Here is a 13,654-nt window from a genome sequence, read left to right on the forward strand (position 1 = left end):
CCCCGCCCCCAGCCCGCGCAGTCGGCTCCGGCCCCCGCGGCCGCCCCCGCGCACGCGCCCGCGCCCGCGGCCACCCCCGCGACGCCCTCCTGGGCACAGCAGCCGCAGCAGCAGCCGCAGCCGCAGCAGCAGGAGCAGCAACAGCCCGTCGTCCCCTGGAAGCCGCCCGTCGAGGACGTGTTCCAGCAGGCGGCCCGTGAGCAGGCGGCGGCCCGGCCGGCGGGGCTCGGCAGGCGTCTGACGGCGCGGCTGATCGACACCGTGGTCCTCGGAGCGCTGGTCGGCGGGGCCTCGTTCCCGTTCGTGACCGCGGCCCTCGACCACATCGACGGAAAGATCGAGGCGGCCCGGCAGTCCGGTGTCACCGTCCAGGTCTGGCTGCTGGACTCGACGACCGCCGTCCAGTTCGGCATCGCGCTGGCCGCGCTGTTCGTGCTCGGCATCCTGTACGAGGCGCTGCCGACCGCCAAGTGGGGCCGCACCCTGGGCAAGAAGCTGTGCGGTCTCGAAGTGCGGGACATCGAGGCGCACCAGCCGCCGAGGTTCGGGAAGGCCCTCGTCCGCTGGCTCCTCTACAGCGTCCTCGGGCTCCTGGTCATCGGCGTCCTCAACGTCCTGTGGTGCCTCTTCGACCGCCCGTGGCGCCAGTGCTGGCACGACAAGGCGGCCCGCACCTTCGTGGCCCGCTAAGCCCCGTCCGAAAACTCCCCCCGGCCCCCACCGCGGGCCGTCCCCCGAACGGGCGACGATCTTTTGCGGGGTCGTCGCCCCCGGGATGCACTGCCCCCATGAGCAACGACCAGCCGCCGCCCGGCCAGCCGCCCGAGGAGGACCCGTTCCTCAAGAGGCCGCAGGAGCCCCCGCCCCCCTCCGCAGGCCAGCCACCCCCCGGTGGACCGCCTCCCGGTGAGCCGCCCCCTGGTGGACCGCCCCCCGGTGGACCGCCGCCGGGCGGGCCGCCGCCCGGGAGCCCGTACGGCTCCCCGTACGACAACATGCCTCCGCCCCCGCCCCCGTACGGGAGTGGCTACGGCGGGGGGTACGGCGGGACGGATCCGCTCTCCGGGATGCCGCCGCTCGCGGACTCGGGGCGGCGCATCCTGGCGCGGCTCGTCGACTGGGTGATCATCGCGATTCCGCTCGCGATCATCGGTATCCCGTTCGACATCTACGAGCGGGCGACCCGGGACGGCAACGACTTCGGGGACACGGTCAACAGCTTCAACGGCGGCAGCCAGCTGGTCTTCCAGCTCATCACGATCGTCGCGTACGTGGCGTACGACACGGTGATGGTGGCCAAGAACGGCCAGACGCTCGGCAAGAAGCTGATGAAGCTGCGGGTCGCGATGCTCAACGACGGCTCGACGCCCCCGATGAGCCAGTCGCTGCTCCGGGCCGTCGTCCTCTGGCTGCCCGCGCTGATCTGCTGCGCCTGCCTGTGGCCGCTGCTGCTGCTGATCCTGATCCTGGTCGACAAGCCGTACAAGCAGGGTCTGCACGACAAGGCGGCGAAGACGGTGGTGGTCTCGGTCCTGCGGTAGGCGACCCGTTCGTCCGGGTACGCGCGCGAGTGCGCGGATGTGTACGCCTACGGGAACGGACGAAGCGTCACGAACCGATCCGGGTATCGGCCCCCGCGCCCACGCGCGGAGCCGGTACGCGGATCGTCTCGTTTCCGGGGGGTGCGGGAACCTCGGCGGGGCTCTTGACGGGCCTCGTCCGTGCGGGCATCGTCACCGCCACGAGCATGCCGATCAGGAGTCCGGTGACGCAGATCACCGCGATGCCGAGGGTCGTCGTCACACGCGAGAGCAGCAGCAGGGCGACGGTCGTGAAGACGACGGTGGCCGAACCGTAGGCGAGCTGAGCGGCGTTCGGACGCTGCATGACGGGTACCGCCCTCTCAGGACATCGGTTCGACTCTATGACGGTGGATGCCCGAGCGGGGTCGGAAGTAAGCGTGACCTTACCCACGGCGTCGGTGCACGGGGGGCGCACAGGGTCACGAGATGCCCAATTCTCGGCCGGGATGCGCCTCCTGGGCGTCCGGATATCGGAATCCGGCTCCCGCATAGTGCACTTGGTCTGTGCAAGTCAAGATCTGTCTTTTCTTGTCTCACTCCGGTCGAATGTCGTCACTTGTGACGCGCGACCCCGCCGGACGGACACCCCACCATTCGGTCCGAGGGCGGCGGGCGCCGGGGAGGAACACATCAAGTGACCAACAGACGACGGGCGATCAGAGCGTCCGCAGTCGTCGTGGCGCTCGCGGCCACCGCCGCCACCGCCTCGACCTTCACCACCGCCTGGGCCGACAACCACGGAAGCGTGGAGCCGGCCGGCATCCAGACCGTCGACAAGACGACGGTCGACCACGACCTCGAAGGTCCGTTCAGCGAGCAGCAGGACCAGCAGCGCAAGGCCGCTCTGGAGCAGGTGCTCAACGGCGAGGCCAAGGTCGAGAACCGCGGCGGCTCTCAGGTCGTCAAGCTCGGCAGCAAGAAGTACGTCGAGCTGGGCCGCGAGAAGACCGACAAGATCTTCACCATCCTCGTCGAGTTCGGCAACCAGGTGGACAACACCACCCTGGTCGACCGCAAGGACGACGACACGCCGGACCTGAAGCCGAAGTACGGCGGCACGCCCGGCCCGTTGCACAACGCGATAGCCAAGCCCGACCGTGCGAACGACAACTCCACGGCCTGGCAGGCTGACTACAACCAGCAGCACTTCCAGGACCTGTACTTCGGCACCGGCAAGGACGCCAAGGGACAGCCCAAGCAGTCGCTGAAGACCTACTACGAGAAGACCTCGTCCGGCCGCTACTCGGTCGACGGCACGGTCTCCGACTGGGTCAAGGTCCCGTACAACGAGGCCCGTTACGGCTCGAACTACTGCGGCCAGACCAACTGCGCCAACGTCTGGGACACCGTCCGCGACGGTCTCAACGCCTGGGTCGCGGACCAGAAGGCCAAGGGCCAGACCGACGCCCAGATCAAGGCCCAGCTGGCGACGTACGACCAGTGGGACCGCTACGACTTCGACGGCGACGGCAACTTCAACGAGGCCGACGGCTACATCGACCACTTCCAGCTCGTGCACGCGGGCGAGGACGAGTCGGCCGGCGGCGGCGCCGAGGGCACCAACGCCCTGTGGGCCCACCGCTGGTACGCCTACGGCACCAACGCGGGCAAGACCGGCCCGTCGAACAACAAGGCCGGCGGCACCCCGATCGGTGACACCGGCATCTGGGTCGGCGACTACACGATGCAGCCGGAGAACGGCGGCCTCGGCGTCTTCGCGCACGAGTACGGCCACGACCTCGGTCTGCCGGACCACTACGACACCTCGGGCGGCGAGAACTCCACCGGGTTCTGGACCCTCATGTCGTCCGGTTCCTGGCTCGGCCAGGGCAAGGACGCCATCGGCGACCTGCCCGGCGACATGACCGCCTGGGACAAGCTCCAGCTCGGCTGGCTGAACTACGCCAAGGTCAACGACTGGCAGCGCTCCACCAAGACCACCCACAAGCTGGGCGTCTCGGAGTACAACACGAAGAACCCGCAGGCGCTCCTCGTCGAGCTGCCGAAGAAGCAGGTCACCACCGACGTCGTCGCGCCCGCCGAGGGTGCTTCGCAGTGGTGGAGCAACATGGGTGACGACCTCAAGAACACCCTGACCCGCTCCGTCGACCTCACGGGCAAGACGTCCGCCTCCCTGGAGCTCCAGGGCTGGTACGACATCGAGCTCGACTACGACTACCTCTACACCGAGGTGTCGACCGACGGCGGCGCCAACTGGACCGCCCTGGACGGCACCGCCGACGGCGTGGCCATCCCGAAGGACGCCTCCGGCGCCCCGGCGCTGACCGACGTCTCCGGCGCGCACAAGAAGCTCGTCTACAACCTGGGCGCCTACGCGGGCAAGAAGTTCGACCTCCGCTTCCGCTACCAGACGGACGGCGGCGCGGGCGGCAAGGGCTTCACCGCCGACGCCATCACGCTGACCGCCGACGGTGCCACCGTCTTCTCGGACAACGCCGAGAACGGTGACAACGGCTGGGTGTCGAAGGGCTTCTCGCGGATCGCGAAGGGCTTCACCAAGGAGTACGAGCAGTACTACATCGCGGAGAACCGCCAGTACGTCTCGTACGACTCGACCCTCAAGGTCGGCCCGTACAACTTCGGTTTCACGGGTGACAAGTCCGGCTGGGTCGAGCACTACCCGTACCAGAACGGCCTGCTGATCTGGAAGTGGGACCTGTCCCAGAAGGACAACAACACCTCGCAGCACCCGGGCGCCGGTCTGGTCCTCCCGATCGACGCGCACCCGAGCCCGCTGAAGTGGTCCGACGGCACCCTGATGCGCAACCGCGTCCAGGCGTACGACTCGCCGTTCAGCCTGTCCCGCACGGACGGCTTCCAGCTTCACAACAAGGGCGTCGGCACCTGGGTCCCGTCCCAGGCCGGCAACCCGACCTTCGACGACCGCAACGGTGTCTACTGGTTCGCCGAGACCCCGCGTGCCGGTGTCCAGGTAACTGACACCAACACCAAGATCCAGGTCGTCAAGGAGCCGAAGGATGGCCAGACGATCACGGTCCAGGTGGGTCCGGCCTCGAAGTAAGTAGTAAAACTGCAGGTCAAAGCGTGATCGGCCGTCGCCCCCTAGCGGGCGGCGGCCGATCGTGTTTAGGTGCCTCTGACGCTTTTCTTATTGACATCTGATCCACGGGGGAGTGGTTTCGCATGCCCAACGGAGGGTTCTGCAAGCTGCCGGGCGGCAGCGTGGTCGTCGCGATAGGGCTGCCGAGCCCGGCCCGCGACGGCGCCACGGTCCGCTTCCTGGTGCACGCCGCGAACCGTGCCCGCGCCCTGACCAGGCTGCGGAACCTCGGCCTGCGGGCGGTCTACCTCCGCGGCAACAGCGAACCGCCCACCCCGGACGAGATCACGGCCGTCCTGCACCACCCCGACGGCCTGCTGTGGAGATCGACCCCGGGCGCCGCACAGGAGCTCTGGCACCCCGTACGGTCCCTCCCGCGAGAGCCCGCGGCGTAGGCGGCCCGGCCCGACCGGCGGCGGCCGCGGTCCTCGAACGCGTCTCAGCGGGACGTGAGGGTGTCGATCCGGGCGGCGAGGTCGGCGTGGGCGGAGGTCAGGTGGGGGCGGGCGGCGGCCAGAGGGGCGATGAGATCGGCCGGGTCGTCGTGGGCGAGGGCCGCGTGGAGCTCGCCGAGCGGTCGGCGGGCGGCCGCGGGAAGGTCGGTGAGCGCGGTGATCTGGCCCGCGAGGCGGCGCAGGTCCGCGGCGTTCGTACGGGCCCAGGTGGCCGTGGTGCGTTCCGCGGCCCGGGCCTGACGGGTGGCCGTCACGCGCTGCTCGCCGGTGGTCCCGGCCGGGCCGGGGCGGCCCCGCAGATAGCGGCGTTCGGCCGCCTGGCGGCTCGCGACGCCGAGGGGGTCGGCGAGGTCCGCCCAGCTGGCGCCCGCGTCGCGGGCGGTCTCGATCAGGCCGGTCTCCCATCCGGCGAGCTGCTCGCGCACCTGCCGCAACAGCGTCAGGGAGGCCAGGGCCTGCTCCGTCCCGGGCCCGGGATCCTCCTGTGCGTCCGGGGAGTCCCGCTGAGCGTCGCGCAAGGCGTCGCCTATGGCCGTCAGGGCCGCCGCGGCGGCGAGGAACGACGCCGGGCCGCAGGCGTTCGTGCCGGTCGTGGGTCGTTGCTCGGCAGGGGTCACGGGCACCTCCCTCAAGCCGTCATCATGTCGACGACATCGTGTTTGTCATCCATTGGATGACATGTTACAACGGTGTCAGTGAAGCGCATTGGCAGCAACTGCCTGAACCTGCTGGAGGTGTTTTCACGATGTTGATGCGCACTGACCCCTTCCGTGAGCTGGACCGGCTGGCGCAGCAGCTGATGGGCCCGGGCACCTGGTCCCGCCCGTCCGCGATGCCGATGGACGCCTACCGCGAAGGCGACGAGTACGTCGTGGCCTTCGACCTTCCCGGTGTCAGCGCCGACGCGATCGACATCGACGTCGAGCGGAACATGCTCACCGTCAAGGCCGAGCGCCGGCCGACGGCGAAGGCCGACGACGTGCAGATGGAGCTGTCCGAACGGCCGCTGGGGGTCTTCTCCCGCCAGTTCGTGCTCGCCGACACCCTCGACACCGAGCGCATCAAGGCCGACTACGACGCGGGCGTGCTCACCCTGCGCATCCCGATCTCCGAGCGCGCCAAGCCCCGCAAGATCTCCATCGGCGTCGGTTCCGACCGCAAGGAGATCTCCGGCTGACACCGGCCGGACCCGTGCGGAGGGCGGGCACCTGATCTCCCCTCGCCCCGCCCTCCGCACCCCGTGGGCAGTCCGAAGAGGAGAAGGGGGCGGCCGAGATGAGTCCGCGACGCGAAGCGTTCCTCGACGACGTGAAGGAACGCGGCGCATACGACACAACCGAGGAAGCCGAGCGCGCGGCCCGTGTGGTGCTCGCCCTGCTCGGCGCGCATCTGGTCGGCGACGTCCGCGCCCATCTCGCGGCGCGGCTGCCGGAGGGCTTCGCCCTGATCCTGCTCAACCCGCTGCAGAGCGCCGAACCGCTCCCCCCGGAACGGTTCGTCCGGGCGACCGCCGCCTGGATCGAGGGCGCCACCGAGCGGACCGCGGCATGGGACGTCAGCGCCGTGCTGTCCACCGTCGCCGACGTGGTCGGCGACGACCTGCTGGGGCAGATCCTGCTCCAACTGCCCGTCGGCTACGACCTCCTCTTCGGCCGCCCCCAGCCCACCTGACGACCCGGACGGGTGGCGCCGCACCCGAGGGGCACCACCCACTCCTGCTCCACGAAAGGCATGCACCGCAATGATCTCCGACGCGCGCGTACCGCTTGAGCACCGGCAGCCGTACGGGACGGCGTACGAGCAGATGCTGGAGAAGGTCCGTTACGAAGGCGCCTACCCCACGCGCGAGCGGGCCGACGAAGCCGTCCGCCTGGTCCTCGCGGGTCTGGGGCGCCAGCTGGTCGGCGACGAGCGCGTCGATCTCGCCGCCTCGCTGCCCTTGGAGGCGGCCCGCGTCCTGACCGCGCAGGTCCCCGACATCGAACCCCTCACCGGTTGGGCCTTCGTCAAGGACCTCGCCGCCCGCACCGGCGCCTCCCCGGCAGCCGCCCGCTGGGACACGGGATCCGTCTTCTCGGCCGTCGCCGCCCATGCCGGCCCCGACCTCGTCACCCGGATCCTGGGCCGGCTCCCCACGGGCTACGCCCTGCTGTTCGGCCGTGCCGAACTCGTGTCCGCCGCGTAGGCCCGTCCGGGCCGCGCGCCGGAAGGACCTCAGGCGACGACCGGCTTGCCGGTCAGCTCCACGCCCGCCGTCCGGAGCTCTTCGAGGGCGCGGTCCGTGGTCTCCTTGGCGACGCCCGCCGTCAGGTCGAGCAGCACCAGGGTCCGGAAGCCCTCCCGCGCCGCGTCCAGGGCCGTCGCCCGCACGCAGTGGTCGGTGGCGATCCCGACCACGTCGACCTCGGTGACGTCCCGGTCGCGCAGCCACTCCGCGAGCGTCTCGCCGTTCTCGTCGCGCCCCTCGAAGCCGCTGTACGCGGCGGAGTACGCGCCCTTGTCGAAGACGGCGTCGATGGCGCCGCTGGCGACGGCGGGCGCGAAGTTCGGGTGGAAGCCGACGCCCTCCGTCCCGGCCACGCAGTGCACCGGCCACGAGGACACGTAGTCCGGGTCCTCACCGGCCGGCGCGAAGTGCGCGCCCGGGTCGACGTGGTGGTCGCGGGTGGCGACCACGTGCCGGTAGGAGGTGCCCGCCGTCTGGCCGACCAGGTCGGTGATGGCGGCGGCGACGTCCGCGCCGCCCGTCACCGCGAGGCTGCCGCCCTCGCAGAAGTCGTTCTGCACGTCCACAACGATCAATGCGCGGTGCATGGCGGGTGTCCTTAGCGCGTCTAATGGGGGTGGGGTCTCGGGGACGGGTCCGAGCCTAGAGACTTCCCCCTCCCGGCGGGAGGGGGCGTCCCCGAGGTCCTCCGGAGTGCTCCGGAGCTCCTACAGGTATTCCGTCGGCAGCACCGGCTCGCCCCGGGAGAGCTGCAGGGCCGACATCGGCAGCGCGGCGCGGGCCGCGATGTGCCGCGACCTGGCCGCCTCCAGGGGCTCCCGGGCCACCACGTCACCACCCTTGACCAGCTCGACCAGGAGCTGGTGGTCGGCGAGCTCCGGCGGGACGGCGCCGGTGCCCACGACCTCCGCCTCGGGGACCCCGTACGCGTCCGGGCGCCGGGCCGCCCACTTGCGGCCGGCGACCGACGCCTTGCCGCCCAGGGACTTCTTGGCGACCGGCACCAGGGGCGCCTTCAGGTCGGCCGACGCGGCCCGCGCCACCAGCTTGTAGACCATGGAGCAGGTCGGGTGGCCGCTGCCGGTCACCAGCTGCGTCCCCACCCCGTACGCGTCGACCGGGGCCGCCGCGAGCGAGGCGATGGCGTACTCGTCGAGGTCCGAGGTGACCACGATCCGCGTGTCGCGCGCGCCCAGCTCGTCGAGCTGCGCCCGCACCCGGTGGGCGACGAGCAGCAGGTCGCCGGAGTCGATGCGGACGGCCCCGAGCTCGGGCCCGGCCACGTCGACGGCGGTCCGGACGGCCTCGGCCACGTCGTAGGTGTCGACGAGCAGGGTCGTCCCGCGCCCCAGGGTCTCGACCTGGGCCCGGAAGGCGTCCCGCTCGCTGTCGTGGAGCAGGGTGAAGGCGTGGGCGGAGGTGCCGACGGTCGGGATGCCGTAGCGGAAGCCGGCCGCGAGGTCCGAGGTGGCGTCGAAGCCGCCGACGAAGGCGGCGCGGGAGGCGGAGACGGCCGCCAGCTCGTGGGTGCGCCGGGCGCCCATCTCGATCAGGCGCCGGCCGCCGGCCGCGGCCGACATGCGGGACGCGGCCGCGGCGATGGCCGAGTCGTGGTTGAGGATGGAGAGGATCACCGTCTCCAGGAGCACGCACTCGGCGAAGGAGCCCTCGACGCGCAGCACGGGCGAGCCGGGGAAGTACACCTCGCCCTCGGGGTAGCCCCAGATGTCGCCGGAGAAGCGGTAGCGGGCCAGCCACTCCAGGGTCGGCTCGTCGACGATGCCGCGCTCGCGCAGGAAGCCCAGGACGGCGGGGTCGAACCGGAAGTTCTCGACGGCGTCGAGGACCCGTCCGACGCCCGCGACGACGCCGTAGCGGCGCCCCTCGGGCAGTCGCCGGGTGAAGACCTCGAAGACGGAGCGCCGGTCGGCGGTTCCGGCCCGCAGGGCCGCCTGGAGCATGGTCAGCTCGTACTGATCGGTGAAGAGCGCGGTCGACGGCACGTCCACCGGCAGCCCAAGGTCCGCAGCGTTCATGTCAGCGATGCTAGCGCAGAAATCGTCAGAGTGACGATTTCTATCGCCGGATGTCCTCCGCCGAGGGCGCGCCCCGTTTGTGCGACGGGCGCCCAGGGGTGACAACATGGGGTGAGTGAGCGTCGCGCCTATTGAGATCGAACGTACGGAATCCGCCGAGGAGGTCTCCGCGGTCGTCGAACCCGACGTGCCGTGGGTGACCCTCGTGCACAACGATCCGGTCAACCTGATGAGCTACGTGGAGTACGTCTTCCAGTCGTACTTCAACTACTCCAAGCACAAGGCGCACAAGCTGATGCTCGACGTGCACAACAAGGGCCGCGCGGTGGTCTCCAGCGGCACCCGCGAGGAGATGGAACGCGACGTGCAGGCGATGCACGGCTACGGCCTCTGGGCGACCCTCACCCAGGACCGCTTCTGATGGCCGGCCACTTCGAGTCCCTGCCCGGCGGTGGCGCCGCCGTCGCGCTCGACGACGTCGAGATCTCCATCCTGCGCTCCCTCGCCGTCCAGCTCATGGAGCTGATCGGGCCGGGCGACGAGCCGGCGGCGGACGCCGACCCGCTGGCCGCGCTGTTCTCCGAGGGGCCGAGCGAGCCGCCGTCCGACCCCGCGCTCAAGCGCCTCTTCCCCGACGCGTACGGCGACGCCAGCGAGGAGCTGCGGGCGGCCGCGTCCGACTTCCGCCGCTACACCGAGAACGACCTGCGGGCCCGCAAGCGCGAGGACGCCCTCGTGGTGGTCCGCGCCCTGGACGGGCTCTCCGTCGACGCGGAGGGCGAGGGCGGGGCGGTCCTGAAGCTGACCCCGGACGAGTCCCGGGCCTGGCTCGGCGCGCTCAACGACCTCCGGCTGACCATCGGGACCCGCCTCGACGTCACGGACGACGACGAGAGCGAGCAGCTGTACCGGCTGCCGGACTCCGACCCGCGCAAGCCGATGGTGATGGCGTACCTCTGGCTGGGGGCGCTCCAGGAGTCCCTCGTCATGACCCTGATGCCGTAGCGGGTTCTCCCCGACGGCGGTTGTTCGCTCAGCGGACGCTCAAATCCGGATAACGAATGCGTTATCAGAGCGTCCGCCGTGTCATCTTGAATTCCCTTTGTCCCCATTTTTATGTGGCGCAGACCACTCCCAACTCCCTCGATCGCCCCCCACCCCGTGATAAATCTTCACGACCGCTCGGGGACGCCACCCCTGTTCCCGAGGGCGCTTGGACCGGCTGACCGCCGGTGGCACTCCATCCACATCCGGGGGGATCAGGAACTGATCCGCAGCAGACGCACTCGCAGTCGCGCGGATCGGTATGGAGAAAGGCGCACCACCATGACCTCAGTGCAGGTCAAGCAGCACGACGGCAACGAGGCCGAGGACTCCGCATCGGGCGAGGGCTACCACCGGGCACTCGGCGCCCGCCAGATCCAGATGATCGCGATCGGCGGCGCCATCGGCACCGGACTGTTCCTCGGTGCGGGCAAGGGCATCTCCATCGCGGGACCGAGCCTGATCCTCGCGTACGCCATCGCGGGCCTCGTCATCTTCTTCATCATGCGGGCACTCGGCGAGCTCCTCATGTACCGCCCGGTCTCGGGCTCCTTCTCGGAGTACGCCCGGGAGTTCATCGGCCCGTTCGCGGGCTTCGCGACCGGCTGGACCTACTGGCTCTTCTGGGTCGTCACCGGCATCACCGAGGTCACCGCCGCCGCGACCTACATGACGTACTGGTGGGACATCCCCCAGTGGCTCTCCGCCCTCGTCTTCACCGTGATCCTCTACGGCGCCAACCTGATCTCCGTGAAGCTCTTCGGTGAGCTCGAGTTCTGGTTCTCCATGGTCAAGGTCACCGCGATCGTCGGCATGATCCTGATCTGCGCCGGCATCCTCACCCTCGGCTTCTCCGACGCCGGCGACACCGCCTCCGTCACCCACCTGTGGGACCTCGGCGGCTTCTTCGCCGGCGAGGACGGCATCGGCTCGACCCTGATGACCCTCCAGATGGTCATGTTCGCGTTCCTCGCCGTCGAGCTCGTCGGCGTCACCGCGGGCGAGTCCAAGGACCCGAAGACGGTCCTGCCGAAGGCGATCAACACCGTGCCGTGGCGCATCGCCGTCTTCTACGTCGGCGCGCTGATCATGATCCTGTCGGTCGTCCCGTGGACCGAGTTCAAGCCGGGCGTCAGCCCGTTCGTCGCGGCCTTCGAGAAGATGGGCCTCGGCGTCGGCGCCGCCATCGTCAACTTCGTCGTCCTCACGGCGGCCCTGTCGTCCTGCAACTCGGGCATGTACTCCACCGGCCGCATGCTGCGCGACCTCGCGCTCAACGGCCAGGGCCCGAAGGCCTTCACCAAGCTGACCAAGTCCGGCACCCCGCTCGTCGGCACCACGGTCTCCGCCGCGCTGATGACGGTCGGCGTCTGGATCAACTACCAGTGGCCCGGCGAGGCGTTCAACTACGTCGTCTCCTTCGCCACCATCTCCGGCATGTGGGCCTGGATCGTCATCCTGATCTGCCAGATCCGCTACCGGATCAAGGCCGACCGGGGCGAGCTCCCGCAGTCGCCGTTCAAGGCGCCGGGCGGCATCTGGTTCAGCGCCTTCTCGCTCGCCTTCATCACCATGGTCATCGTGACCATGGGCATGGACAAGGACAACCGCGTCGCGCTGTACGGCGCGCCCGTCTGGGGCCTCGTCCTCGCCGTCTCCTACCTGGTCCTCAAGGCCCGCAACCCCGAGGGCGCGGCCTTCGCCAAGCGCTCCTGAGCGACCCGCGTCCAGCATCCGGGCCGTCCCGTACCACTCCTCGGTACGGGGCGGCCCGTCTGCTTATCCTGTCGGCATGCTGACCATCACCCGGGCCCTGTACGACCAGATCGTGGAACACTCCCGCGCGGACCACCCCGACGAGGCCTGCGGCGTGGTCGCCGGCCCGGCCGGCAGCGGCCGCCCCGAGCGGTTCATCCCCATGCTGAACGCCGCCCGCTCGCCCACCTTCTACGAGTTCGACTCCGCGGACCTCCTCAAGCTCTACCGCGACATGGACGACCGCGACGAGGAGCCCGTCATCGTCTACCACTCGCACACCGCCACCGAGGCCTACCCGTCCCGCACGGACATCTCGTACGCCAACGAGCCGCACGCCCACTACGTCCTCGTCTCCACCGCCGACACCGACGGCGCCGGCCCCTTCCAGTTCCGCTCCTTCACCATCGTCGAAGGCGTCGTGACCGAAGAGGACGTCGAGATCGTCGAGGCCTACGCGTAGGACGCGCCCGCCGACGTCGTGCGGAACCGCGCCAGATAGGCGGAGGGCGTCACCCCGAAATGCCGGGCGAACGCCCTCCGCAGCGTCTCGTCGCTCCCCAGACCGCTCCGCGCCGCCGCCCCCGTCACGCTCGCCCCGCCCTCCAGGAGCATCCGGGCCGCCTCCACCCGCACCCGCTCCACGTACCCCGCCGGCGTCGCCCCCACCTGCTCCCGGAACAACCGGGTCAGATGCCGGGCGCTCACCCCCGCCCGCCGCGCGAGCACCGGAGCACTGTGGTCCGCCGCCGGATCGGCCACCACCGCGTCAAGGAGCGGCCGGACCACCGGATGCGCCGTCGGAGGGGTCCGCGAGGCGGCCGAGAACTGCGACTGGCCGCCCGGCCGCTGCAGGAACACCACCAGGTCCCTGGCCACCGCACGGGCCGCCTCCGGCCCCCGGTCCTCCTCCACCAGCGCCAGGCACAGGTCGATCCCGGCCGTCACCCCCGCCGAACTCCACACCTCCCCGTCCCGCACGTGGATCGCGTCCGGATCCACCACCGCCTCCGGAAACCGGCGCCCCAGCTCCGCCGCGTGCTCCCAGTGCGTCGTCGCCCGCCGCCCGGCCAGCAGCCCCGCCGCACCCAGCGCGAACGCCCCCGTGCACACGGACGCCACCCGCCCCGAGCGCGCCGCGAGCCCCGCCACGGCCGGAGCCGCCGCCACGCACAGCTCCACGTCCACCGCCCCCGGCACCACCAGCGTGTCCGCGCCCGTCACCGCCGCCACCGCCACGTCGGCCCCGATCCGCAGCCCGCACGACGTCCGCACGTCCCGCCCGCCGGGCGTACACACCAGGACCTCGTAACCCGACCCCGCCGTGGAGAACACCTCCAGGGGAGCCGAGACGTCCAGGAGCCGGACACCGTCGAAAGCCGCCACCACCACCGTGTGCACCGTCATGTGTCCGATTCTGTGGGATACCCGTCCGTACGGACATGGCGGGGGTACGGGCCCGGCGACGAGGC

The 13,654-nt window shown here is 70.6% G+C and carries 16 protein-coding genes; 11 read left to right on the forward strand and 5 right to left on the reverse strand.

What is annotated here, in order from left to right; genetic code table 11:
- The coding region (locus MRBLMG1_RS13320; protein ID WP_367823939.1) for an RDD family protein at positions 1-690 on the forward strand (690 nt) is incomplete at its 5' end.
- Positions 691-788: 98 nt separating this feature from the next.
- Entirely contained in the window at positions 789-1,541 is a 753-nt protein-coding gene (locus MRBLMG1_RS13325; RefSeq protein ID WP_367823941.1) for an RDD family protein, read from the forward strand.
- A gap of 67 nt (positions 1,542-1,608) precedes the next feature.
- Here the strand turns inward: MRBLMG1_RS13325 and MRBLMG1_RS13330 are convergent, their stop codons facing one another.
- Positions 1,609-1,887, reverse strand: a complete 279-nt coding sequence (locus MRBLMG1_RS13330) for a hypothetical protein (protein WP_367823943.1) — start codon at positions 1,885-1,887, stop codon at positions 1,609-1,611.
- A 330-nt stretch (positions 1,888-2,217) separates the two neighbouring features.
- Here MRBLMG1_RS13330 and MRBLMG1_RS13335 point away from each other — a divergent pair, with 330 nt between their 5' ends.
- Both MRBLMG1_RS13335 and MRBLMG1_RS13340 read left to right on the forward strand, forming a co-directional pair.
- Complete coding sequence (locus tag MRBLMG1_RS13335; protein ID WP_367823944.1) at positions 2,218-4,626, forward strand: immune inhibitor A domain-containing protein; 2,409 nt, start codon at positions 2,218-2,220, stop codon at positions 4,624-4,626.
- Positions 4,627-4,748: 122 nt separating this feature from the next.
- A complete protein-coding gene (locus MRBLMG1_RS13340; RefSeq protein ID WP_015033879.1) occupies positions 4,749-5,060 on the forward strand; it encodes a hypothetical protein in 312 nt (103 codons plus the stop codon).
- 44 nt (positions 5,061-5,104) lie between these two features.
- Here MRBLMG1_RS13340 and MRBLMG1_RS13345 read toward each other — a convergent pair whose 3' ends face one another.
- A complete protein-coding gene (locus tag MRBLMG1_RS13345) occupies positions 5,105-5,737 on the reverse strand; it encodes a type III effector protein (RefSeq protein ID WP_367823946.1) in 633 nt (210 codons plus the stop codon).
- Between the two features lie 128 nt (positions 5,738-5,865).
- Between MRBLMG1_RS13345 and MRBLMG1_RS13350 the strand changes: the two genes are divergently transcribed.
- From MRBLMG1_RS13350 to MRBLMG1_RS13360, 3 genes are all read left to right on the forward strand, one after another.
- The gene (locus MRBLMG1_RS13350) at positions 5,866-6,297 is read left to right on the forward strand and encodes an Hsp20/alpha crystallin family protein (RefSeq protein ID WP_367823948.1); all 432 of its coding nucleotides are present in this window, start codon (positions 5,866-5,868) and stop codon (positions 6,295-6,297) included.
- A 98-nt stretch (positions 6,298-6,395) separates the two neighbouring features.
- A complete protein-coding gene (locus MRBLMG1_RS13355; RefSeq protein ID WP_367823950.1) occupies positions 6,396-6,791 on the forward strand; it encodes a DUF2267 domain-containing protein in 396 nt (131 codons plus the stop codon).
- A gap of 70 nt (positions 6,792-6,861) precedes the next feature.
- Positions 6,862-7,305, forward strand: coding sequence for a DUF2267 domain-containing protein (locus tag MRBLMG1_RS13360; protein ID WP_367823952.1), 444 nt, complete (start codon positions 6,862-6,864; stop codon positions 7,303-7,305).
- A gap of 29 nt (positions 7,306-7,334) precedes the next feature.
- Here the strand turns inward: MRBLMG1_RS13360 and MRBLMG1_RS13365 are convergent, their stop codons facing one another.
- Together MRBLMG1_RS13365 and MRBLMG1_RS13370 are read right to left on the reverse strand one after the other, a co-directional pair.
- Positions 7,335-7,934 carry a nicotinamidase gene (locus MRBLMG1_RS13365; RefSeq protein WP_367823954.1) on the reverse strand — a complete coding sequence of 200 codons (600 nt, stop codon included), beginning with the start codon at positions 7,932-7,934 and terminating at the stop codon, positions 7,335-7,337.
- A 120-nt stretch (positions 7,935-8,054) separates the two neighbouring features.
- Positions 8,055-9,383 carry a nicotinate phosphoribosyltransferase gene (locus MRBLMG1_RS13370; protein ID WP_367823956.1) on the reverse strand — a complete coding sequence of 443 codons (1,329 nt, stop codon included), beginning with the start codon at positions 9,381-9,383 and terminating at the stop codon, positions 8,055-8,057.
- A 115-nt stretch (positions 9,384-9,498) separates the two neighbouring features.
- Here MRBLMG1_RS13370 and clpS point away from each other — a divergent pair, with 115 nt between their 5' ends.
- From clpS to MRBLMG1_RS13390, 4 genes are all read left to right on the forward strand, one after another.
- Positions 9,499-9,804: an ATP-dependent Clp protease adapter ClpS gene (gene clpS / locus MRBLMG1_RS13375; protein ID WP_367823957.1), complete on the forward strand. Its 306-nt coding sequence runs from the start codon at positions 9,499-9,501 to the stop codon at positions 9,802-9,804.
- Positions 9,804-10,388 (forward strand): DUF2017 domain-containing protein, encoded by a 585-nt coding sequence (locus MRBLMG1_RS13380; protein WP_367823959.1) that lies wholly within the window; start codon positions 9,804-9,806, stop codon positions 10,386-10,388. The genes clpS and MRBLMG1_RS13380 overlap by 1 nt, the downstream gene beginning before the upstream one ends.
- 321 nt (positions 10,389-10,709) lie before the next feature.
- Complete coding sequence (locus MRBLMG1_RS13385) at positions 10,710-12,143, forward strand: amino acid permease (protein ID WP_367823961.1); 1,434 nt, start codon at positions 10,710-10,712, stop codon at positions 12,141-12,143.
- Positions 12,144-12,219: 76 nt separating this feature from the next.
- Positions 12,220-12,645: a Mov34/MPN/PAD-1 family protein gene (locus MRBLMG1_RS13390; RefSeq protein WP_367823963.1), complete on the forward strand. Its 426-nt coding sequence runs from the start codon at positions 12,220-12,222 to the stop codon at positions 12,643-12,645.
- Here MRBLMG1_RS13390 and MRBLMG1_RS13395 read toward each other — a convergent pair.
- Entirely contained in the window at positions 12,636-13,589 is a 954-nt protein-coding gene (locus MRBLMG1_RS13395; RefSeq protein WP_367823965.1) for a GlxA family transcriptional regulator, read from the reverse strand. The genes MRBLMG1_RS13390 and MRBLMG1_RS13395 overlap by 10 nt on opposite strands.
- Positions 13,590-13,654: the final 65 nt, after the last annotated feature.

This window comes from Streptomyces sp. LMG1-1-1.1, assembly GCF_040815545.1.
In the GTDB taxonomy this organism is placed as follows: Bacteria; Actinomycetota; Actinomycetes; order Streptomycetales; family Streptomycetaceae; genus Streptomyces.

Excerpts from the sequence above, each read along its gene's own strand:
- MRBLMG1_RS13325 (WP_367823941.1), top strand. The coding sequence starts at position 789 with ATGAGCAACGACCAGCCGCCGCCCGGCCAGCCGCCCGAGGAGGACCCG.
- MRBLMG1_RS13370 (WP_367823956.1), bottom strand. The coding sequence starts at position 9,383 with ATGAACGCTGCGGACCTTGGGCTGCCGGTGGACGTGCCGTCGACCGCG.
- MRBLMG1_RS13390 (WP_367823963.1), top strand. The coding sequence starts at position 12,220 with ATGCTGACCATCACCCGGGCCCTGTACGACCAGATCGTGGAACACTCC.
- MRBLMG1_RS13340 (WP_015033879.1), top strand. The coding sequence starts at position 4,749 with ATGCCCAACGGAGGGTTCTGCAAGCTGCCGGGCGGCAGCGTGGTCGTC.
- MRBLMG1_RS13355 (WP_367823950.1), top strand. The coding sequence starts at position 6,396 with ATGAGTCCGCGACGCGAAGCGTTCCTCGACGACGTGAAGGAACGCGGC.
- MRBLMG1_RS13360 (WP_367823952.1), top strand. The coding sequence starts at position 6,862 with ATGATCTCCGACGCGCGCGTACCGCTTGAGCACCGGCAGCCGTACGGG.
- MRBLMG1_RS13330 (WP_367823943.1), bottom strand. The coding sequence starts at position 1,887 with ATGCAGCGTCCGAACGCCGCTCAGCTCGCCTACGGTTCGGCCACCGTC.
- MRBLMG1_RS13395 (WP_367823965.1), bottom strand. The coding sequence starts at position 13,589 with ATGACGGTGCACACGGTGGTGGTGGCGGCTTTCGACGGTGTCCGGCTC.
- MRBLMG1_RS13365 (WP_367823954.1), bottom strand. The coding sequence starts at position 7,934 with ATGCACCGCGCATTGATCGTTGTGGACGTGCAGAACGACTTCTGCGAG.
- MRBLMG1_RS13350 (WP_367823948.1), top strand. The coding sequence starts at position 5,866 with ATGTTGATGCGCACTGACCCCTTCCGTGAGCTGGACCGGCTGGCGCAG.
- MRBLMG1_RS13385 (WP_367823961.1), top strand. The coding sequence starts at position 10,710 with ATGACCTCAGTGCAGGTCAAGCAGCACGACGGCAACGAGGCCGAGGAC.
- MRBLMG1_RS13380 (WP_367823959.1), top strand. The coding sequence starts at position 9,804 with ATGGCCGGCCACTTCGAGTCCCTGCCCGGCGGTGGCGCCGCCGTCGCG.